We start from the raw sequence: 20,316 nt of genomic DNA on the forward strand, positions 1-20,316 counted from the left end.
AAGCTCCGTGCAAATATGATAATAGAAACCTCCAGATTAAAAATAATACCATTATCTTATAATCAGTTATTAAATTATACTTTTCCGAACCAATTGGAAAGTTCTTTGGGTTTAATTGAAAATGGAAGATTGGTTTCTTCAAAGGTTACCAAGAAAATCAAAGAACAAATTCTTCCAAAAATAGCAGTCGAAAGTCAGGATAATTTATTTATTACATTTTGGATAATAATATTGAAGTCGGAAAATGTAATGTCCGCTGAGTTCTGCTTTAAAGGAAAGCCGGATGATAACGATACTGCAGAAATTGGCTACGCCACTTTTACGAATTTCCAGAATTTAGGAATTATGACAGAAACTATAAAAGCCATCACAGGTTGGATATTTGAAAATACTTGCGTCAAGACCATAGTTGCAGAAACTGACCCGAATAATTATAGTTCTCATCGGACTTTGGAAAAGAATAATTTTAGAAGAGTAAAAGAAAATCCCGATAACTGGATTTGGAAATTGGAAAAACAGTAGATGAGCTATAATTATCTTAAAAACATCTTAAACCGAAACATTATTTTACTGATTCCTGAAAACTTTAGGTGAGATACCTGTTTTCTGACGGAAGAATCTGGCGAAAGAGGTCGGGTAATCAAATCCTAAACTGTAACCGATTTCACTTATAGAGAGTTTTGTGTTTTGTAGTTTCTTTTTTGCTATCTGTATAATTTCTTCATGGATATGATCAATAGGTGTTGTACCAGTGAAATGTCTAATAAGGTCTCCAAAGTAGTTAGGGGAAAGGTTGCTTTTTTGTGCAAAATAGGCAACCGAGGGTATCCCAGGTACACTTTTGTTCAAGTGGTAGAAGTCTTCTAAGTTTTTACGAAAATCAGCTATGGTCGTTTCGTAAATATCGCTACGGGTTTCAAACTGACGTTCATAAAAGTTCTTAACAGAGGTCAGTATTAGATTCAAGTATGATATAACTATCATTCTTGAATAGTCAGTTTTTTCAAATTCGTTTTTAGCTTTTTCGAACAGGTCTAACAAAAGGTTTTCTTCTTGGGATGTAAGAATAAGCGCTTCATGATTATTGTAATGGACAAAGTTATAGTCCTTGACATACTTTTCAAGGTAATTGCTGCTCACCATAATGGCATACCCTGACATCGGTCGTGTTATTTTCCATTTCACAGTATTCTGAGGGCAGTCTACGTACAAGTGGGACGAATTTGTCTGGTCAATCCAATGTTTATAAAACGGTTGCTTTTTATCCAATGGTGGATTTATTGCAATTAGATAAAAATCAATTGTAACAGGATTTGATTCTGGACTCGCGTTTTCATTCTGGTCCCCGAAAAAGACAATATGCATATCGTCGTTTTTTAGGTCATTTATACCCAAATAATGGGCATATTCACTGAGGTTATAAATCTTTTTATTCATTATTATAATTGTCCAAAAATTTTAAAAATGCAATAATTTAAGTCCTTTAATAATCGCTATTTTTACGCTTAACCAATAAATGTTTTCAGTGTAAATATTCTTTCATCATAAAATTCATCATAATTATCCCCATACAAACGGGGCTTTCTTGTTCATGTTCTTTTATATATGGCAAATGCGTATGAACTACAATAAGAAAAATAGTTTTAACGAAGTTTCATTCTGTAAAAAGTGGCACTCCATCATTGATTTCTGAAATCTTTAAAGTGCTTTAAATTTTACTGACTTTTTCATTTTCTATTTTTTTAATTGTGATTAAACATTAACCTCTTTTGATGATACAAATGTAGACCAACATTTAAGCAAGGTTTGAAAACAAAATACTTAAAAAACGAAATGTTTTACTGATTGAGAATTTATGTTTCCAATTGTCATAAATTAAAAAAACTACGGAAGATATTTAAAGCTTCCGTAGTCTTGTTTTTATTTCATATGTTTCTCTAAGAAAGCTAATGCTTTTTCCGGAGTTCTGCCGAAGTAATTATAACCATCTTTAAATCTTAATGTACTGTCAATCCAGATAAGTTCTTTATCACTTCCTGGAATGGCATCAAATGTAGCCTGATCTGTTTCCGGGTTTTTGGTCCAGGTATCATGCTCCACTTGCCACATTAACAAAGGCATTGTTACATTTTTTGCATATTTTTTCGGATCCATTTCTTTGCGGGAAAAGCCACCTGCTTTCAGTAATTCGAAATCCAATAAATCAAGGTATTGAGATACGCCGTACAACTCTGAAAACGCTTGATAAATAGGTCCCATATTAGGTACGAGCGGACTTATGAAGCATTTTACGTTTGCAAATAATTCGGGTTGTTTATCCAGTGCCACCCATTGCGAAATAGCACCTAAACACTGATTGAACAAAGCGACTTTCATTGTACCTAATCTTGGATGATTGTCCACATATTTTTTCACTCCTACACAATCTCTCCATTCCAATTGACCAATACCGCTCATACCTCCGTTAGCTTCTCCACTTTGTCCGTGGTTTCTTAGGTCATAGGCTAAGACATTGTAACCAGCATCGGTTAAGATTTTCATCTGATACACGAAATCAATTTCGATATTGTCAAATCCGGCCCAAGGCATTCCCAAGTGCCCCTGAAAACCTGCACGTGACATTGGCAATGCGTGGTTGAAGATTATCAGCTTATCGCTTTCTCCACCTTTTGCGGGAATATACCATCCGCTAAGCGGCACGCCGTCATCCGCAAGAAAATAAATATCTTCCCAATTGGTCATACCATAATCGTCCGGTGTTTTGTGGAGGATACTACGCCATTCTCTTTTGCAAACGTTTACCAAGCCCATGACTTTGGCATAATCTTCTTCCGAAATTTTGTCCATTTGTTTTTTTGCTGTTTCCAACAATTCTTTTGGCATTCTTGCTGTAGCAGTTGGCTGATGCTCCATTCCTGCTAAATTGATTTGATTTTCCATTTTTTTTGTATCTATTTATTAAAGGTTTTCTGAAAAGAACTGGGTACTTCTTTCAATAGCCTGATCCACATATTGTGGAATGTCATAGAGGTCAAAGTGATTGGCTTCATCCACAATAAAATATTCCTTGTTTTTACTTGCCGCATAAACATACAGGAAATCACTGTTCCATTTAGAATTGGCTTCCCTTCCTGCAATCACCAGAAGAGGCTGCGTCAATAAGGTTTCAATCCGGTCAAAAGCGCGGAAGTTGATAAGTCTGCTTAGATCAGTTAATAGAAATACTCCTGTAGAATTAGGATGTTGCGCTCTGGCGGTACGGTAATAATCATACCCGTCTGTTGCTTCTTTACCATACTCAGGATGGCGTTCACCCACCCAATTCATATATACAGGTTCTGCACCTGAGGCTTCTGCGGTACGCTGATTTGCAACTGCTTCCAAAGTTTCTTGTATATTGACTGTACCTCCTTTGCCATTCCAGCCCTTATGGTACATCTGACCAATATCAACACCACTTACAGTTGCTAAAGCTTTGATTCGTTTTTCCTGTTTTGTAGCCGCCACAAAATAACCGCCACTGGCACAGATACCAATTCCCCCGATGCGTTCTGCATCAACGTAGGCTAAGGTGGTCAGAAAATCGACAGCAGCACTGATGTCACCAACTCTGGCTGAGGGGTTTTCAGTATTTCTTGGTAGACCGCCGCTTTCACCCTGATAACTGGCATCAAAAGCAAGGGTAACAAATCCTTTCTCTGCCATTTTTGAAGCGTATATGCCAGCTGTTTGTTCTTTCACTCCTCCTGCGGGGTGACCAACGACAATTGCTGGGTATTTTTGGGTTGGGTTGAAATCAGAAGGAAGGAATAGATTTCCTGCCATTTCGATTTCACCGTTCCTGAATATTACTGACTGTTTCATTGTTCTGTTCTTTTTAATTGAATGTTTAACATTCAATCATTTTGACAAAACAAAGTTATAGAGGTCAATAAGTTAAGTATGAAAACAAATCACTTAAAAAACGAAACATTTTACTGATTAGGGATTTTTGTTTGTCCCAGTAATTGATACTCAAAAAGGTAAAGCAGAAGTCTGTTTAATATAGCGCATTACAAAAGAACTTTGGATTTTACTGATATGAGGTGTTCTCGAAAGTTTGTTAGAAACAAAATCATTGTATGCATCCGGGTCTTTGACCATCACTTTTAAAACGATATCAAAAATCCCGCCCGTAACGTATGCTTCCATCACCTCGTCCAAGTCGGAAATTTTCTCCAAAAATTCATCCACATATTCAAGGCGTTGACTATTGAGCGAAACATTCACGATGACGGTAAATTTAAGTCCGACTTTCTTTTGATCAACGATGGCAACATATTCTTTGATATATCCCTCGTTCTCCAGTTTCTTTATCTTGTCATAAACAGAAGTCCGGGACATATTCAGCCGCTCCGTCAGGTCTGAAATATCAAACCGTGAGTTTTTTTGCAGCAATCTTAACAGCTCTATTTCCTGTTTGCTTAATTCTTCCATCGGATTTTTTCCGATAAATATAAAAAGAAAATAGTTTGTATTGGACAAAATACGGAAATTTTAATTTTTATTGGATATTTTACTTATTTGTAATGTGTAATCTATACAAAAAATGTTATTTTATAATTTTGCATGGACAAAATAATTTATGACAAAGTATATTATTATAGTTGCTCTTGGAGCATTGAGTTACGGGATGCTGTCATCGTTTGCAAAAATCGCATACGAACAAGGTTATAGTGCAGGGGAAATAACCTTTACCCAGGCGAGTATCGGTGCAGTAATACTTGGAGCTATCGCTTTTATTCGTAACAAGAAACAAAAACAGGCTCATAAGACCAAAAGATGGAAACTGCTTTTAGCGGGTACATCAATGGGCATTTCAGCCTATACCTATTATTTGTCGGTAGCATACATCCCCGCATCATTAGCCATCGTCCTGCTCATGCAAATGACCTGGATGAGTATGCTCGCCGAATGGATTTTCTTTAAAAAGAAACCCTCAATGGTTGAAATCAGTTCGGCAGCCATTATTATTGTGGGAACTATCTTTGCAGGCAATTTACTAAATGCCAAAGACCTGAATTTCTCCCGTTTAGGCATTGCTTTAAGCATAGGTTCGGCTTTGTTATACACTTTATATGTACTGTTTACAAGCAAATTGGGAAATGACGTACCCATGTTTGAAAAAAGCGCATTAATGACAACCGGTTCAGCAATGATGATTTTACTTATCAACCTCAAATCCATTACCACAAGTACGCATTTAGATTTAGGATTACTTCAGTGGGGAGCATTCTTAGCCATTTTCGGAACTATAATACCGCCGATATGCTTTACCACAGGAATGCCTAAAATCGGCGCTGGTTTAAGTGCCATTTTACTAACCTTGGAATTGCCAGCAGCCGTTTTCTGCGCACACCTCATTCTTCACGAGCAGGTTATGTTTTTACAGATAACAGGTATTGCTATTATGCTTGGGGCTATTATCTACCTTAACCTTTCTAAATCCTGGCAGGAGAAAAAATCTTTAACTGCCAAACCAACCGTATAATCCATTTATCCATATTATGACAGAGAAAAACATTAATACATTATTAGATATAAACGGCAATCAGCTTTATGTAGAATTGCAGTACGATTATCCCAATAATCCGACTATTGTTTTTTTACACGATAGTTTAGGTTGCGTACAGCTTTGGCGGGATTTTCCTCAAAAATTAGCAGAAGCGACTCAGTGTAATATATTGGTATATGACCGTTTAGGCTACGGGAAGTCTGAACCTATGCCCACTCATGAAAGACCAATCCATTATATGGAATTGGAAGCCGATATTTTGAACGGCTTACTGACTACATTGAATATTGATAACGCTATCTTATTCGGACATAGCGATGGCGGTAGTATTGCATTACTTACCGCAAGCAAATATCCTCAAAACATTAAAGCCGTTATCTGCGAAGCAGGACACATTTTTGTAGAAGCCGTTACGCTAAAAGGGATTTACGAAGTGATGGAAGCCTATAAAACTACCAATCTACCTGAACGCCTGGCGAAGTATCACGGCGACAAAGTGGACACCATATTCAAAGCGTGGACAGAAACATAGACACGGGATGATTACAGAAATTGGAACATAGAACATTTTTTATCGAAGATTACCTGTCCTTTACTTTTCATACAAGGCGAAGCCGATGAGTACGGAACATTGGCACAAGTTGACAAAACGGCTGCTCAGGTTTGCGGGAAAGCAGAAAAGTATATCATTCCAAATATTGGACACACGCCGCACAAAGAAGCAGCAGAATTAACTTTTAATGCAGTTAAAAATTTCATTACTAATGAAATAGCCAGACCTTTGGTTACATTAGGAAACAAAACACTTTAAAAGCAAAACGTTTTACTGATTCCTGAAAACTTTAGGTGAGATACCTGTCTTCTGACGGAAGAAACGTGTAAAATAGGTAGGATATTCAAAGCCCAGACTATAAGCTATTTCATTAACTGTGAGCTTAGTTTCTCGTAACTTAGTTTTAGCTACTTGTATGATATATTGGTGAATATGCTCTATAGGTGATTGTCCTGTAAAGTGCTTGATAACATCCCCAAAATAATTGACGGAAAGGTTGGCTTTAGCTGCGAAATGATTGACAGTGGGAAACTCCTCTTTTCTGTCATTGTCAAAGTATTGGTCTAACTGCTTATAGAAATCAGCCACAACCTTATTGTAGATTTTGCTTCGGGACTGAAACTGACGCTCATAAAAAGTCTGTGTATAGGAAAGAATCAATGATGTATAGGATGCGATTACATCTTCCGAAAACTCATTCTGATTAAACTCATCATGAGCTTTTATAAAAAGGTCAAGCAGTATCTTACTTTCACGCTCGGTCAAATAAAGAGCCTCATGCCTGTTGTATCCAGTAAATGTATAATCCTTTGCATACTTCTTTATCAGCTTATCGCTGATAAATATACCATAACCCAGAAAGGACCCGGATAAATCCCATTCCATCAGGTTTCCCGGTCTGTCTAAAAACAGATATGATGCTGACATTTCTTCGATGGGCGGTTGTACATCGATATTGCTTTTTATGGCAATAAGATAGAAATCCAACTCAACGGGCTCGGATTTTAGTAATATATTTTTGTGTTCATCGTAATGGATCACCTGTATACTGTCATTCAATGATCCTTTGATATTGATGTATTTTAAAAATGAAGGTATATTATATTTCTTTGCCATTGCTGTGATTCTACTTTTACAATTTACAAAATTAGGAATTGGAAATAGGAAAGAGCTATACTTTTAACAGTTAAAACGAAACTTTTAACGGATTTCGGAAAAAAATATAACTATAGAACACTTCAGCAATCTTTGTAAAAAACTGTCTTATGAGACAGTCTGTATAAGATTTAAATTAAATTCTTATTTAGAAAATTATCTATTTCAGAACTCTAAAGTTTAGAATTTATTAAAAGTATAATTGAAAAATCTATTAAAAAACACCTAAAACAAATGGCAAAACTCAATAAATTATTCATAATTTAAATACTATAAAATAGTAATATAAATTAATCATATTTAACTCATATTACTATACTGATTTATATTTTACTATTCCCCAAGCACTTCTATAATCGGATTACCAACCGTTCCACTTGGAAACTCGATACGCAACAAAGCTGAAATCGTAGGCGCAATATCGGTCATATAATAATCGGTATCGCTTTTTCCATTTTTAATTCCCCAGCCCATAAAAATAAGCGGTATATGAGAATCATAAGAGTTCCAGGCACCGTGGGTAGTTCCTTTTTTTGCATAGTTTGGTAATATTCCGTCACGGGGAACAATTTGTATATCACCACTTCTTTTCCAGTTATAACCATTTATCGCACGTGATTTTAACGGCTCCGGAATAGGATATGTTACTGTTTTTTTCAGATCAAATGCAAACAAAATCTCAGTTTTTTTATTTAAATAACCAATGATTACTGATTTTACATCTTCTGTATTTAATCCCTTTTCATTTATTATATCATCATTAAGGTAAATCTGATAATTGTCGATACCCAAAACAATTTTTTCAGTCTGATATTTCCTGTAAAGCTCCCCTTCTAATATTTTTTTTAAATCTTCATCAAAAAACCCGCTTGGTATCTTATTCGATTTTAAAAATCCTTCCGAGTTAGCTCCGCCGTGATCGGCGGATAAGAAAACCAAATAATTATTTTTTCCTACTTTTTCGTCCAGTGTCTTAAAAAATGCGGACAGATCTCTGTCTAATCGGATATAGGCATCTTCAACTTCAATAGAATTAGGTCCATAAGAATGTCCTATATAATCTGTAGAGGCAAGATTAATTGCCAGAAAATCGGTTTCCTCCCCTTTTCCTAATCCATAATGATCCAAAGTCGATTTAGCAAACTGCAACGTCAGCGTATTTCCAAAAGGAGTTGTTCTTATTACTCCTTTATTCATAATATAATCGGTCATTAAATTTTTATAGGGAAATATCGGTTCTTTAGCATTGCCGACAGCTTGCTCCCATTGCACATTGTCTTCCGTACTTTCTGTATATTCATTTATTGGTAAAATGGTATTCCAACCATTGGACAATAATTTTTCAGGATTCTTTTCATTATTGAAGCTGTTGACCCAATTGGGCAGTTCATTCATATAATATGAGCTGCTAATAAAATTTCCGGTAGAGTCATCAAACCAAAATGCAGCTGTAGGATTATGCCCGGCCGGTAAAATAGAAGCGCGGTCTTTTAATGAAACCCCAACTACTTTTGATCTGAAGTTACTGGCGATCCTCAATTGATCCGTAACTGTGGTTGTCCATAAATTGACGGGAGAATGGCTACCGTTTTTCCTATCTGCAGAACCAACAGGGTTTACATTTGGATCAGCTGTACAATACACGCTCTTTCCTGTTTCTTTATCCATCCAGTTGTTTCCTATAATTCCGTGAATGGACGGAACAGACCCGGTATAGATAGAAGTATGTCCGACAGCAGTTATTGTCGGAATGTAAGGGATGTGAACATTATTGAGAGAATAACCCTCTTTCAGCATTCTTTTAAAACCTTCTTTACCGTATTTTTGTTCATAACGGTAGAGATAATCCCAACGCATCTGGTCAACAACAATCCCCACAACAAGTTTGGGTTTTTCGACTGCATTAACTTTCTTTTTTTGTGCACTTAAGCCTGTTAAAGCGAGAGATATGAATAGTATTTTTATAGTTTTATCAAACATAATATTTAAAATTAATTTATAAAAAAACTGGATGTCCCTACTCTATGAAATGTATCTCAACATTTAATACCAATACGGACATCCAGAAAGATAAGTTCAAACAGCTTATTTGTTATTTAGCCAAATCAGGAATTCATATAAACATCTCCGCCACGTTAACCACTCGTGATAGGTGCCTGAAGATTCATAGGATTTAAGATCAGTATTTTGTGTCTCTAACTCTTTGATTAAAGAATTTCTGAAATTAAAATATCGTTCTTTTTCTATGCTTCCGATTCCAATAAAAAAAGATTGATCTTTAAATAATTGTGTATTTAATAACTTAAACCGGTCATCATTGTTCCCTCCATAAATAACAGGACTGAAAAGTCCGATTTTTGAGAACATGCCAGAATAATCATTACTGATTTTTAGGGCTTGAAAACTTCCTCTTGATAAACCGGCAATATAGAAATCAGAAAAATTAAATTTATTTTTAAGTGAAAATAAAACACCCTCTACCAGCTCTTTCTCTACTGAATTGATGTTTTTCAAAGTAGAAGTTTCTATATCAGAATTTTTATGATCCTGAATTTCACCTTCCACCAATACGATCATTATTGGTTCGATCTTTTTCTCAGCAATAAGATTATCTAAGATATTTTGAATCTTACCCTGTTTTATCCAGCCTGTATTATCTTCACCGGCACCGTGATATAAAACCAAGAGCGGATACGTTTTGTTTTTATTAAAGCCAGACGGATAATACAGATAGTAATTTCTTTTTTCGTGAAGGTTTTTTGAAAAATAGTTTTGTTTTTTGATGATCCCCTTTGGAACATTTTTATTTTTGAAAAAATCTTCACCCGAATCTACTTCGAAACCATTTACCAATGAATTGTATGCATAATACTTTTCATTTTTTGGAAGCAGGTATTTTTCTTTATCTACCTCCAGCCAAAAATAATGGAAACCTATATCTACGGGTGAAGTTATTATATTCCAATATCCGGACGCTTCTTTTTGCACATCAATATGCAGGTTTGAAAAAACATCACCACCTTTCAGCTCAACAGTTTTAGCTTCAGGTTTATAGAACCTTATATTAAGCTGATTGTTTTTATTAACAACAATATGATTTTGTTTTAATAATATATTTGAGCTCGATAGTTTTTGAGCAGTGATATTATTAATGATGCATAATATGATTGTCGCAGTGATGATTTTTCTAAACATGTTCGGATTTTTACAATTAAAACTTGTATACCACTGAAACAAACGTAGATCTTGGAGGGTTGGCTACCGTAAAATAAGGCATATTAGCGGCTTCTGCAGCCTGATAATTTGCTTGTGTAAAACCATCTAAGCTCGCTCTTTGGTCAGCATAAGACCCAGGTCTTGTCCAGCTCATTGTCGCATAAGTGTTGAACAAATTATTAACATTTACCGAAGCTGATAATCTCTCATTGAAATTATATCCTGCTCCCAAATCAAACATAGAGAATGCCGGTAAAGTAAATGCGTTAGAATTATTTGCCTGTCTTTTACCCATATAATTCCACGTTAGGAACGTGTAGAATTTGTTTAAGGTTAAGTTAGGTGTAATATTAAAAAATAATCTTGGCGTAGCTCCTGTTTCATTTCCAGAGAAAGAAGCAATCTCATCATCTGCCATTCCCGGCTTGTTAACCACCCAGTACGTTCCATCTGTGATTTTAGATTTTTGTAAAGTAACAACCGCTCTGATACTTAAAATATCGATAGGTCTTACATTGGATTCAACTTCTAAACCAAAAGTTCTGAAATCATTGTATAAAGTTGGTAAAGCATAGAAACTACCATCTGCTAAAGTTGCAGATCCTCCTGAAGGAACATTTTTCAGTACACTGTAAAATGGTGTAACAAAAAGGTCAAATTTATTATACTTGGCCTTCAGACCTGCTTCCAGCTGATTGGTTGTACGTTGCTGAGGGTCTAATAAACCGATTGTTCCAACACGGTTTGCTGCAAAATAAACATCCAAATCCGGAGATTTTTTACCTTGAGAAAATCGGGTATAAACTGATAAATTAGTATTAAATCTATAATTAAGAGCCGCCGAATAAGAAAAAGCCTCTAATGTGCGATCGTATTCTACTGTTTCATTTCTATCTAATACCGTATTGTCATACGTTGTCAAAGGATTTCCGTCCGGACCTGCAGTTGATTTCAGGTAAGCTCTTGTATTATGCCCTTTGATGTTTTGGCTTTCATATCGAACGCCCCAATCCAAAGTAAGCTCTGGTGTAATATCCCAAGTATGTCCAAAGAATCCAGCAATCTGTCTTTGTGTAGCATAAAACCCTAATAAAGAACCATTATTGCTTGCAAATTGTGCCATACCACCAAGGTTGGTCATTTGATAAGTTCCTGTATTTCCGTTTAAAGTTCCTGTAAATTCCATATCGAGAATTCTTGGATTCGGTTCTATTGCTGTAATGGCAACACCTCCTCCACCAGAAACTCTTGCAACATCAGAATACCCGAAATATCCACCAAGTGCAAAGTTCATATTGTTCCACTTTTTGGTAATGGTAAGCTGATTAAGCACTTCTTTTACTTTATTTTGGTACGTCTGAAGCGGTGAAATAAATACGCCATTATTTCTCAGGCTCTGCCCAGGCAGATTATTGGCTGTTACCGAATACACCGGAGCACTACCGCCAGTAGAATTAATACTGTATAATGCCTGTCCCGTGTTATGATCTCTGAATGTGAAAGTTCCGGCACCTTTTTCCATTCCGAATAATTTAAAAAACTCTGAGTTATCTGCCGCAATAATAGAAATATTGGTAGACGAATTGTAACGTACATCGTTATTAGACACTCTTATTTTGTTATCAAGATTCCAACCATCTCCTAATTTTTGCTCCCAATTCAGTCCTACGGAACGATATGTATTATCCACCAGCCTTCTTGAATCATAATGCAGATTTCCGCCTTCTACAAAATTCCCCTGATCGTAAGTTACCGGCGGTAAAAGAACAGATGAGCTATTATTAAATCCTTCTGCAGGCCTAGGATCTCCGTAACCCCTTGTCGGAATTGCCATAGAATAACCGTTTCTGTCTTTTAGATATTTTACATAAAGCTTTAATGACCCTGTACTGTACTTTTTGACAATATTGGCTTTTATCTGTCCACCATTGTTCAAAGGATAGCCACTCGGACTTCTTGCACCTTCATCATAACGGTAAAATCCACCAATATTGAAAAATAAATTTTCAGCTAATGGCCCACCTACATTAAGATCTGTACGGTACAATCCGTTGTTGTCGTGACCTTGAAATCCTGTTCTGAACCTTGCTTCACCTTCAATTTTTTTTCCTCCGGTTTTGGAAATATAATTGAAAATACCTCCAGGGGCATTCGCTGTTGTAATGGAAGAAGATCCTCCTCTTACTGCGTCAAGCCTTTCGATAGTTGCATCTGCACGAAGGAAAAAATCAGGGCCATAATTGTAATAGGTTGTATTGGTAATTGGCAAGCCATCTTCTTGCATTGATACATATTCATAACCAAAACTGCCATCCTGAGTTCCTACGGTAATACCTCGGGAGGCCACACTGTTTCTGATCTCTCCGTTGGAAGAATTTACATATACGCCGGGAACATTTTTCAGTAGATCTGATGCACTTACCGGAACCTGTTTTTCTAGAATATCTCCCTTAAGAACTGAAATCGCAATAGGTGAATTCATTCTCAATCGTTTGTCAAATACACCGGTAACCACTACCTCGTCAATATTTTTTGATTTGAGAGAGTCCTGTTGAGTTTGCTGTGCGTAAGCATTGTTCAGGTAGAGTGATGCAATGCCTACAATGAAAAGAATTGATTTGTTTTTCATACCGTAGAATTTTTAATGTTGTTTAATTTTATTAATGTTTGTTTTTAAGTTTCAAGTAAACTCCATTAGTCCATCCGAAACCATCCTGGTTTGGATATTCTCCTCCACCTGCAATACTGTTGGCATCTTCCACATTATATTTTTCCATCAGCTTTCCGGTATTGTTGTATACACGTTCTACATTGGAACACCAGTTATTTTTAATTTTTTCGGCCAAATCATCAAACCCATAATTCTTCATCGATTTAAAACCCAACCATTGATAAGGAGCCCAGGCATTTGGAAAATCCCATTGCTGACCGGAATTTTTGGTCGTGGTAGCTAAACCTCCTATATAAAGAAACTTTCCCTCAATATTTTCAGCAACCGATTTTGCTTGATTTTCATTCGCCAAACAAAGAAACAAAGGATAAAGAGCTGCAATATGCTCCGACGAAGTTTGTATATTTTTTTTCGTGTGATAATCTTTATATGTTCCTGAATTTGCATCCCAGAAATATTTATTAATTATCTGTTTTCTGCCTGTCGCTCTTTCTGAATAATATTTTCCTTTTTCAGATAAATTTTGAAGTGATGAAGATTTTGCTAAAGTATTTTCCAAATGCCATAAAAGACAGTTCAAGTCAACCTGAGCAAGATTTAAAGTTTCAATGGTCTGAATTGTTTCTCCGTCCGCAAACCACCTGCTTGAAAAATCCCAACCTGATTCACAGGCACTTCTGATGTTCCTGTAAAATTCTTCACCCGCATTTTCACTGTCTTCGATATCAATTAAATAACTTTCAGGACGAGGTTCGTTTTCAGAATCGTAATATCTATTCAAAATATCTCCATCAGTTGTTTTTACTACTCTTTTCACAGCCAAACCGTTTTCCAGTTTTTCAGCTCCGTTCATCCAGAAAGCATATTCTTTTTCTAAAGTGTCATAATATTTTATGTAAATATTCTCATCTTTCGTTGTTTCAAAAAGTAAATCGAGCATTAACGAAAAATAAGGCGGTTGAGAACGACTTAGGAAATGAGTTCGACTTGCATTCGGTACAAATCCAACAGTTTGAATTAAATAAGAACAGTTTTCAATGATATTTTTCATCATTTCTACTCTGTCGGAAACCTGTAAACCCAACATAATAAAGTAACTGTCCCAATAGAAAAATTCATTGAAACGTCCTCCCGGAACAACATATGGTTGTGGAAGTTTCAGCAAGGTTCCTTTTTCTTCATAAGCTGTTCTGGTCAATTCGTCCCAAAGTTTGTCAATATGTTCATCAATTGGCAACTGTATTTCTCTTTTAATTGAAATTTTAGTTCCAAGAAAATCGAAATTTGACAATACAAATTGTTTTAAGTCAAAACCTTTTGCATTTTTTTCATTTTCATATTTAGAATTAATTTCAGCAACAGACAATAATGGAAAAGCATCTGTCATTGTTTTTTGGTCTTCAAAAATCTGAGACCTTTGAACCTCATCAAAAAGCGTCTGAATTTCGTTGATATATAGTTGATTATTCATCTTTATTTTTTAGGATTTATTTTTAATTTGTTCATAATAATTGCAGAAACAATCAGTAAAAAAAGCGGAATTAATGAAAGGTAAAATGCCTGTTGTCCACTGAATTCCTGAAATACAAAACCTGTGATAATCGATCCGATTGTACCTCCGATTGCAGAGAAAACAACTATTAAACCTGCCATTGCACTGTGTAAATATTTCGGAATTGATGCTAAAATCACAGAATTGATACTCGGATAAATCGGGGCCAACAACCCGCCCATTAATGGAAATAAATACACGACGAGCGGAGCATTGAACCAAGTGGTATTTGTATTAATATGAATGTTATGAGTTAATGGTAAAACCAGTAAAATACTTATCGCAAAACCAACGACACAGAAAGAAACAACATAAATCCAGCTGAATTTCTTAGAGAAAAAGCCCGATACAAATCTTCCTAAAGCGAAAGCTCCTGCCAAAACGGCTCCTGCCTGAATAGACATCGAAGTAGGAACTTTCAAAATTTCTTTATAAAAAGTGGGAGTCCAGGTCTGAAAACTCTGCTCCACCAAAACAAAAAGGAAAGCACATAATAAAAAGAACAGTACTTTTTTGTAGCTGAATAGACTGATGCTGTTTCTTAAATCTCCAAGCAAATCGGTTTTCTCACTTTTCGCATCACTCTCATTGAGCTTAGTAAAGAATAAAAATAAAAACGACAAGGTTGAAACTCCACCCAAAACCCAATACACATTGAGCCAATGCGTAGATTTGGGATTATGATCGTCGATAAACAGACTGAATAAAACATTTCCTGCCAAAACTCCAATCATAAAAAAACCTTCCAGATATCCCATAAAACTGGAGTGTTCTTTATCTGTATTGGTCACCAATCCGATAGAGGTAAAAACAGAAATTTTAATTAATGCGAAAGAAATCCCTACAATGGTAAACAGTAATTTGAAAAACCAGAAGTCGTTAGCAAAAGGCATCACAAAACACATACAGCTTACCAAAAACAATGCAATTAACATAGATTTTTTGATTCCTATTTTTGGTAAAAATGATGCTAAAATAAATGAGCAAATTGCAATCGGCAAATCTTTAAAACCTTCTAATACACTTGCAGAAGACTTTGTAATTCCAAAATTTTGTTGCATCTGTAAAATAACCGTTCCAACAGAATTCAAAAGAATTGCAAAAACGAAATAGTTTAAAAAGAGAACAATTTTAATTCTAAAATTTTTCATTCATTTAATTTATGTGACAAAAATATTAACATTGCGTTTACAATTATTTCACATAATAAATCATTATTATCACTCTATTAATTAAAATAGTATATTTGATATAAATTATAAGTTAAAATAATGAAAGTTAGTTATGAAAGCATTCTTCCGGACAAAAATTGCTCTTTTAGGATTTTACATAATAATGTACCGGTAAAAGAACTGAAATGGGAATACCATTATCATCCAGAAATCGAACTGATATGTGTTATTTCAGGCAGTGGTACGAGGCACGTTGGCTATAATAAAAGCAATTTCAGGAACGGAGACCTGGTATTGATAGGATCCAATATTCCGCATTCCGGATTTGGTATCAATTCTCTTGACCCTCATGAGGAAATTGTTGTCCAGTTCAGAGAAGAAATTATTGCTCTACCTCGGGAAGTGGAAGAAATTTCAGGTTTAAGAAAATTAATTACACTATCGCAGTTTGGAATTTTATTCAGTTCAAAGGTTAAGAGAAAATATTTGCCAAAACTTGTTCAATTGCTTGAAGCTGAAAACTCCAAAAGATATCCTCTCCTGCTTAATCTATTATTCGAATTAGCGGATGAAAAAGATTATGTACTTCTTAATAAAGAGGTAATGCCACATACAATTATCTCGAAACATAAAGAACGGTTACAAGTTATTTTTACCTTTCTTGAAAAAAATTATGATAAGCAGATTGATATTAATGAAGTTGCAGATCTTGCCAATCTTACTCTACCCGCATTTTGTAATTTTTTTAAAAAAGCCACAAAGCTTACCTTCTCTGATTTTGTCAATCAATACAGGATGGAGAAAGCTTGTACCTTACTGCTGGAGGGTAAGAGTATCACAGAAGCCTGTTACAGTACGGGATACAGCAGTATCTCATATTTTGGCAGGACTTTTAAAAAATATATGGGGAAAACGCCTACAGAATTCAATAAAGAGCTAAACAAATAACGCCTCCTGACATTTATTTATTCATAATGTTTAAAAGAGAAGTAATAACTCCGCATCTGAACCATTACCACCTAGTTAAAAGCTGAGTGATCTAAATATAGGAATATTAGAATGCAAAAGTAAAAGTAGTTGTTTTTCTAGTCGTACTTTTTGCTATTCTTCAGCTTCAATAAGTTTAATCAACGTTTCCTTACTTGGTAAAACTGTTAAGTATTTACTCGCAAAGATTTGGGTGTTATTATCCGGAAGTGTGAATTCAACCACTGCTTCGCTTTTATTTTGGCAAAGTATTATTCCGATTGTTTTATTCTCATCTTTGAGTTTTACTTTTCGATCATAATAATTTACATACATCTGCATTTGCCCGATATCCTGGTGTTTCAACTCCCCTACTTTAAGATCGATCAGCACAAAACATCTCAGGATTCTGTTATAAAATACCAGATCGATTCTAAAATGCTTATCATCAAAGCTTATTCTGTTTTGTCTTGCTACAAAAGTAAATCCCGTTCCAAGTTCCAGCAGAAAATGTTCAAGTTTATCGATTAGCTTTTGTTCCAATTCATTTTCTGAATATGTATTATGTTCCGGAAGTCCAATGAATTCTAAAATGTAGGGATCTTTAACAACATCCTGTGGCTTTTCAATTACCTGCCCTTTTTCAGCAAGCTTTAAGATTTTGTTTTTATCTTTACTTAATGCAAGCCTCGTGAACAACGCAGAATCATACTGTCTGTTAAGTTCTCGGAGACTCCAATTGTTTTTGAATGCTTCAATTTCATAAAATTTCCTTTCCAGCTCATCATCAATTCTCATCAATTTTAGATAATGCGACCAGCTTAATTTGAATTCAGCAGACGATTTCTGCTGTTTCTCAGAAATAACAGACAGTGTCTGTTGTTTTGAATAAACAAGATAAAACTGCCTCATTTGCTGCAAGTTTGTCACTGAAAATCCTTTCCCGAACTCCGTTGTAAGATTTCGTGATAATTCTGAGATCAGTTGCTTTCCATAATCGGCTCTTTCTCTTCCGTTTTGCTCCTCTTCAATGATCATCCGTCCGATCTCAAAATAAGTTACAACCATCGTGTGATTTACAGTCTGAACCACTTTCTGACGAGCTTCATTCAGTAAAACAGAAATCTTTTTTGATAAATCGTTCGAGAATATATTCGACATATACTTGTGTTCTAATTCTTATTGCAAATATACATTATGAAATGGGCTTTAACATCCAAAAATACAATCATTTTTGGATCCTAGCTCCGTTATTAAATGTATAGATAACATTATTAACTCGTGGAACCTGCTACTGAAAATCAATTTTATAGATATTAATTTTCATGGTCTCCAAAGGATTTAAAATCACATACTTGTTTGAACTGTGATCCTTTTTTAAGATTTGGTAATCATTCAAAGAAATGAACTTTTTCTTCGCAATTTCTTTTATTTCATTTTTTCGAGATTGTAAAAGCTTTTGCTGATCTGATTCATTAATCACAGAAGCATCAAGGTAAATATTGCTATACTTAAATCTAAACTGGTTAGCAACAGTTTCCGAATCTCTTGACTGAGGAATTGATTTCCTGATACTTTCCCGATAGATAACTTTGCCATTATATACTATTTCAAAATAATAGATACTCGATGTTTCAGCAAAATATTTATCAACTGTTTTTGCTGGAATATCTCCAAAAGGATTATCCTTATTTATAAACAACTGATCTAAATTATCGTTGATTAAGGTTTTACTTATGGCTTGTCCGTAAGCCGTTGTAAATAATGAGGTAAGGAACAGAGATACTATTACATAGATTGACTTCATGATAGATTTATTATTAGGTTTACTATTTAAAGTTTGAACTCAACTCCCAATATACTATTTTCCTGTTAAATTCGAAAAACGATCATTCCTCTTTAAGTTTTAATTTTTAGTCAAACTGATTATTACTACTGTGTGCAAGTATTGTTAGATGTTTTCGTTTCAATAAAAAAGTCCTCGAAAAATATCGGGGACTAAAAACTAATAACCATTGAAAACTCAAATTATATGAGATTCAATACAAATATATAGATTTATATTAAATGGTCATAACCTACAATTTGTATTTCAAACATTCTACTTATGCCAACTTGTAAATAATCCATGTCTCTAGTTTCAACACTCCTTCGCAGAATATTAACCTACCTTTATCCCATAAGAAATTATTTGCTGTTCTTAAATACAAATAAAGTAAATAATACCTGTCCCCAACAGGTTTGGTTTGTGAACATCACGTTATGATTCTAAATCCTTTATCTATGTTTTCACATTGAAATATTGTTACATCTTGATTTTTTTCCCCGCCTCCTAAATACTTAACTATTTCAGTTGATGGTGTCAGGATCCCATATCCTAATTTATCAATTTTTTCAAAATCTTCTGAGTCCATTGGTATTTGAATTATCATCCCAATCATATTTCCCTTACGGTTGATAACCGGGCTACCACTGTTTCCTCCTTTTACTTTGGCATTTAGAATAAAATATTCAATACTGTCGAGATAAGAAACTTCTTTACCAATAATTTGTCCATTTGAAAATTTGTAGCTGTTATTTATTGACGATATTTCATATAACTGAAAAGCATCAAAGCCTGGAATGGGAGGATATCCGATTGTTAAAACCTGTTCAAGTATTTCCGGAGCTACTACATTAAAATGTTTTGTATCATAGAATACAAAATTGTCAACAACAATAATTGCAATATCAATATTCTTATCATTGGGAAAGATGACTTCTTTCACGGTTGCTAATTCACCCTTGTCATTTGTCAATGTAATTAAGTTTGCATTTTCCACAACGTGCCTTGATAAAGTTAAAATATGGGCGAACTATAAATTTGTCGGCTCTATATGGTCAAAAACGAATGCTCCAATTAATGAGTTGCTGGATGGAGATTTATCAAAACCATATGGTACCGGTAATGGGCAAAGTTTTGGTAGTTTAGATTTAGCAAATGTCACTATGGAAACCACATTCCAAGCAGAAGGAATGAATTGTTTTACTTGTCACTCTATGAATAATAATTTATATAGAACAAATGCATCAAAAAAAATAAATGTTAAGTCTCCTTTAATTAACTCACATTTATTTGAAAAATATGCAGAATTAAAAGCAGCATTATTAGCAAGTCAAGGAGCAGCCAAAACTGAAATGAATAAAGGATTGAATACTAATACAAGAAAATCTTATAATAATGTAGATGAAATTAGTAAGTTAAAAAACAGCATAAGGGAATCATCTCGTGAAGAAGCTAGAGAATTACTTAAAAAGTAGTTATAATACCCTTAAAATACTGGATCGATATTTAATTTTAAAAATATTTACTTTAAATAAGTCCAAAAAAAAGAAAGACACAAATTCGATCCAGTATTTAAGACAAAAGATGGCCAAACCAATTATTTTGGAATAGGCGTCACTGTCTTAAATAAGCATTATTGATGAAATTAAGTT

19 protein-coding genes are annotated in these 20,316 nt (G+C 34.7%); 6 read left to right on the forward strand and 13 right to left on the reverse strand.

What is annotated here, in order from left to right:
- Positions 1-15: 15 nt before the first annotated feature.
- Complete coding sequence (locus P0Y62_06410) at positions 16-522, forward strand: GNAT family protein (GenBank protein WEK71186.1); 507 nt, start codon at positions 16-18, stop codon at positions 520-522.
- A 45-nt stretch (positions 523-567) separates the two neighbouring features.
- Here the strand turns inward: P0Y62_06410 and P0Y62_06415 are convergent, their stop codons facing one another.
- From P0Y62_06415 to P0Y62_06430, 4 genes are all read right to left on the reverse strand, one after another.
- Complete coding sequence (locus P0Y62_06415) at positions 568-1,437, reverse strand: helix-turn-helix domain-containing protein (protein WEK71187.1); 870 nt, start codon at positions 1,435-1,437, stop codon at positions 568-570.
- Between the two features lie 483 nt (positions 1,438-1,920).
- Positions 1,921-2,940, reverse strand: coding sequence for an alpha/beta hydrolase (locus P0Y62_06420; GenBank protein WEK71188.1), 1,020 nt, complete (start codon positions 2,938-2,940; stop codon positions 1,921-1,923).
- 18 nt (positions 2,941-2,958) lie between these two features.
- Positions 2,959-3,864 (reverse strand): alpha/beta hydrolase, encoded by a 906-nt coding sequence (locus P0Y62_06425; GenBank protein WEK71189.1) that lies wholly within the window; start codon positions 3,862-3,864, stop codon positions 2,959-2,961.
- Positions 3,865-4,014: 150 nt separating this feature from the next.
- Positions 4,015-4,524, reverse strand: coding sequence for an Lrp/AsnC family transcriptional regulator (locus tag P0Y62_06430; protein ID WEK71190.1), 510 nt, complete (start codon positions 4,522-4,524; stop codon positions 4,015-4,017).
- Between the two features lie 100 nt (positions 4,525-4,624).
- Between P0Y62_06430 and P0Y62_06435 the strand changes: the two genes are divergently transcribed.
- The 3 genes from P0Y62_06435 (at position 4,625) to P0Y62_06445 (ending at position 6,365) form a co-directional block, all read left to right on the forward strand.
- Positions 4,625-5,530, forward strand: coding sequence for a DMT family transporter (locus tag P0Y62_06435; GenBank protein WEK71191.1), 906 nt, complete (start codon positions 4,625-4,627; stop codon positions 5,528-5,530).
- Between the two features lie 16 nt (positions 5,531-5,546).
- The gene (locus P0Y62_06440) at positions 5,547-6,086 is read left to right on the forward strand and encodes an alpha/beta hydrolase (protein WEK71192.1); all 540 of its coding nucleotides are present in this window, start codon (positions 5,547-5,549) and stop codon (positions 6,084-6,086) included.
- 99 nt (positions 6,087-6,185) lie between these two features.
- The gene (locus tag P0Y62_06445; GenBank protein ID WEK71193.1) at positions 6,186-6,365 is read left to right on the forward strand and encodes a hypothetical protein; all 180 of its coding nucleotides are present in this window, start codon (positions 6,186-6,188) and stop codon (positions 6,363-6,365) included.
- Between the two features lie 12 nt (positions 6,366-6,377).
- Here P0Y62_06445 and P0Y62_06450 read toward each other — a convergent pair whose 3' ends face one another.
- From P0Y62_06450 to P0Y62_06475, 6 genes are all read right to left on the reverse strand, one after another.
- Positions 6,378-7,223, reverse strand: a complete 846-nt coding sequence (locus P0Y62_06450; protein WEK71194.1) for a helix-turn-helix domain-containing protein — start codon at positions 7,221-7,223, stop codon at positions 6,378-6,380.
- A gap of 372 nt (positions 7,224-7,595) precedes the next feature.
- Positions 7,596-9,242 carry an alkaline phosphatase family protein gene (locus P0Y62_06455; GenBank protein WEK71195.1) on the reverse strand — a complete coding sequence of 549 codons (1,647 nt, stop codon included), beginning with the start codon at positions 9,240-9,242 and terminating at the stop codon, positions 7,596-7,598.
- Positions 9,243-9,347: 105 nt separating this feature from the next.
- Positions 9,348-10,457: an alpha/beta hydrolase-fold protein gene (locus tag P0Y62_06460; protein ID WEK71196.1), complete on the reverse strand. Its 1,110-nt coding sequence runs from the start codon at positions 10,455-10,457 to the stop codon at positions 9,348-9,350.
- Positions 10,458-10,473: 16 nt separating this feature from the next.
- Positions 10,474-13,107, reverse strand: a complete 2,634-nt coding sequence (locus P0Y62_06465) for a TonB-dependent receptor (GenBank protein ID WEK71197.1) — start codon at positions 13,105-13,107, stop codon at positions 10,474-10,476.
- Between the two features lie 31 nt (positions 13,108-13,138).
- Positions 13,139-14,620 (reverse strand): trehalase family glycosidase, encoded by a 1,482-nt coding sequence (locus P0Y62_06470; protein WEK71198.1) that lies wholly within the window; start codon positions 14,618-14,620, stop codon positions 13,139-13,141.
- 2 nt (positions 14,621-14,622) lie between these two features.
- Positions 14,623-15,852: an MFS transporter gene (locus tag P0Y62_06475; GenBank protein ID WEK71199.1), complete on the reverse strand. Its 1,230-nt coding sequence runs from the start codon at positions 15,850-15,852 to the stop codon at positions 14,623-14,625.
- Between the two features lie 120 nt (positions 15,853-15,972).
- Between P0Y62_06475 and P0Y62_06480 the strand changes: the two genes are divergently transcribed.
- The gene (locus tag P0Y62_06480; GenBank protein WEK71200.1) at positions 15,973-16,821 is read left to right on the forward strand and encodes an AraC family transcriptional regulator; all 849 of its coding nucleotides are present in this window, start codon (positions 15,973-15,975) and stop codon (positions 16,819-16,821) included.
- 153 nt (positions 16,822-16,974) lie between these two features.
- On the opposite strand, the gene P0Y62_06485 is transcribed toward P0Y62_06480, so the two are convergent.
- The 3 genes from P0Y62_06485 to P0Y62_06495 form a co-directional block, all read right to left on the reverse strand.
- Positions 16,975-18,000 carry a PDDEXK nuclease domain-containing protein gene (locus P0Y62_06485; GenBank protein WEK71201.1) on the reverse strand — a complete coding sequence of 342 codons (1,026 nt, stop codon included), beginning with the start codon at positions 17,998-18,000 and terminating at the stop codon, positions 16,975-16,977.
- A 130-nt stretch (positions 18,001-18,130) separates the two neighbouring features.
- Complete coding sequence (locus tag P0Y62_06490; protein WEK71202.1) at positions 18,131-18,646, reverse strand: hypothetical protein; 516 nt, start codon at positions 18,644-18,646, stop codon at positions 18,131-18,133.
- Positions 18,647-19,094: 448 nt separating this feature from the next.
- Positions 19,095-19,661 carry a serine protease gene (locus P0Y62_06495; GenBank protein WEK71203.1) on the reverse strand — a complete coding sequence of 189 codons (567 nt, stop codon included), beginning with the start codon at positions 19,659-19,661 and terminating at the stop codon, positions 19,095-19,097.
- On the opposite strand from P0Y62_06495, the gene P0Y62_06500 reads away from it, so the two are divergent.
- Positions 19,594-20,139, forward strand: a complete 546-nt coding sequence (locus P0Y62_06500) for a hypothetical protein (GenBank protein WEK71832.1) — start codon at positions 19,594-19,596, stop codon at positions 20,137-20,139. The two genes, P0Y62_06495 and P0Y62_06500, sit on opposite strands and share 68 nt — an antisense overlap.
- Positions 20,140-20,316 lie beyond the last annotated feature (177 nt).

The sequence above is a fragment of the Candidatus Chryseobacterium colombiense genome (assembly GCA_029203185.1).
Lineage (GTDB): Bacteria > Bacteroidota > Bacteroidia > Flavobacteriales > Weeksellaceae > Chryseobacterium > Chryseobacterium colombiense.

Coding starts and splice junctions, on each gene's coding strand:
- P0Y62_06410 (WEK71186.1), top strand. CDS start 16: ATGATAATAGAAACCTCCAGATTAAAAATAATACCATTATCTTATAAT.
- P0Y62_06415 (WEK71187.1), bottom strand. CDS start 1,437: ATGAATAAAAAGATTTATAACCTCAGTGAATATGCCCATTATTTGGGT.
- P0Y62_06420 (WEK71188.1), bottom strand. CDS start 2,940: ATGGAAAATCAAATCAATTTAGCAGGAATGGAGCATCAGCCAACTGCT.
- P0Y62_06425 (WEK71189.1), bottom strand. CDS start 3,864: ATGAAACAGTCAGTAATATTCAGGAACGGTGAAATCGAAATGGCAGGA.
- P0Y62_06435 (WEK71191.1), top strand. CDS start 4,625: ATGACAAAGTATATTATTATAGTTGCTCTTGGAGCATTGAGTTACGGG.
- P0Y62_06440 (WEK71192.1), top strand. CDS start 5,547: ATGACAGAGAAAAACATTAATACATTATTAGATATAAACGGCAATCAG.
- P0Y62_06450 (WEK71194.1), bottom strand. CDS start 7,223: ATGGCAAAGAAATATAATATACCTTCATTTTTAAAATACATCAATATC.
- P0Y62_06455 (WEK71195.1), bottom strand. CDS start 9,242: ATGTTTGATAAAACTATAAAAATACTATTCATATCTCTCGCTTTAACA.
- P0Y62_06460 (WEK71196.1), bottom strand. CDS start 10,457: ATGTTTAGAAAAATCATCACTGCGACAATCATATTATGCATCATTAAT.
- P0Y62_06465 (WEK71197.1), bottom strand. CDS start 13,107: ATGAAAAACAAATCAATTCTTTTCATTGTAGGCATTGCATCACTCTAC.
- P0Y62_06470 (WEK71198.1), bottom strand. CDS start 14,620: ATGAATAATCAACTATATATCAACGAAATTCAGACGCTTTTTGATGAG.
- P0Y62_06475 (WEK71199.1), bottom strand. CDS start 15,852: ATGAAAAATTTTAGAATTAAAATTGTTCTCTTTTTAAACTATTTCGTT.
- P0Y62_06480 (WEK71200.1), top strand. CDS start 15,973: ATGAAAGTTAGTTATGAAAGCATTCTTCCGGACAAAAATTGCTCTTTT.
- P0Y62_06485 (WEK71201.1), bottom strand. CDS start 18,000: ATGTCGAATATATTCTCGAACGATTTATCAAAAAAGATTTCTGTTTTA.
- P0Y62_06490 (WEK71202.1), bottom strand. CDS start 18,646: ATGAAGTCAATCTATGTAATAGTATCTCTGTTCCTTACCTCATTATTT.
- P0Y62_06500 (WEK71832.1), top strand. CDS start 19,594: ATGACTTCTTTCACGGTTGCTAATTCACCCTTGTCATTTGTCAATGTA.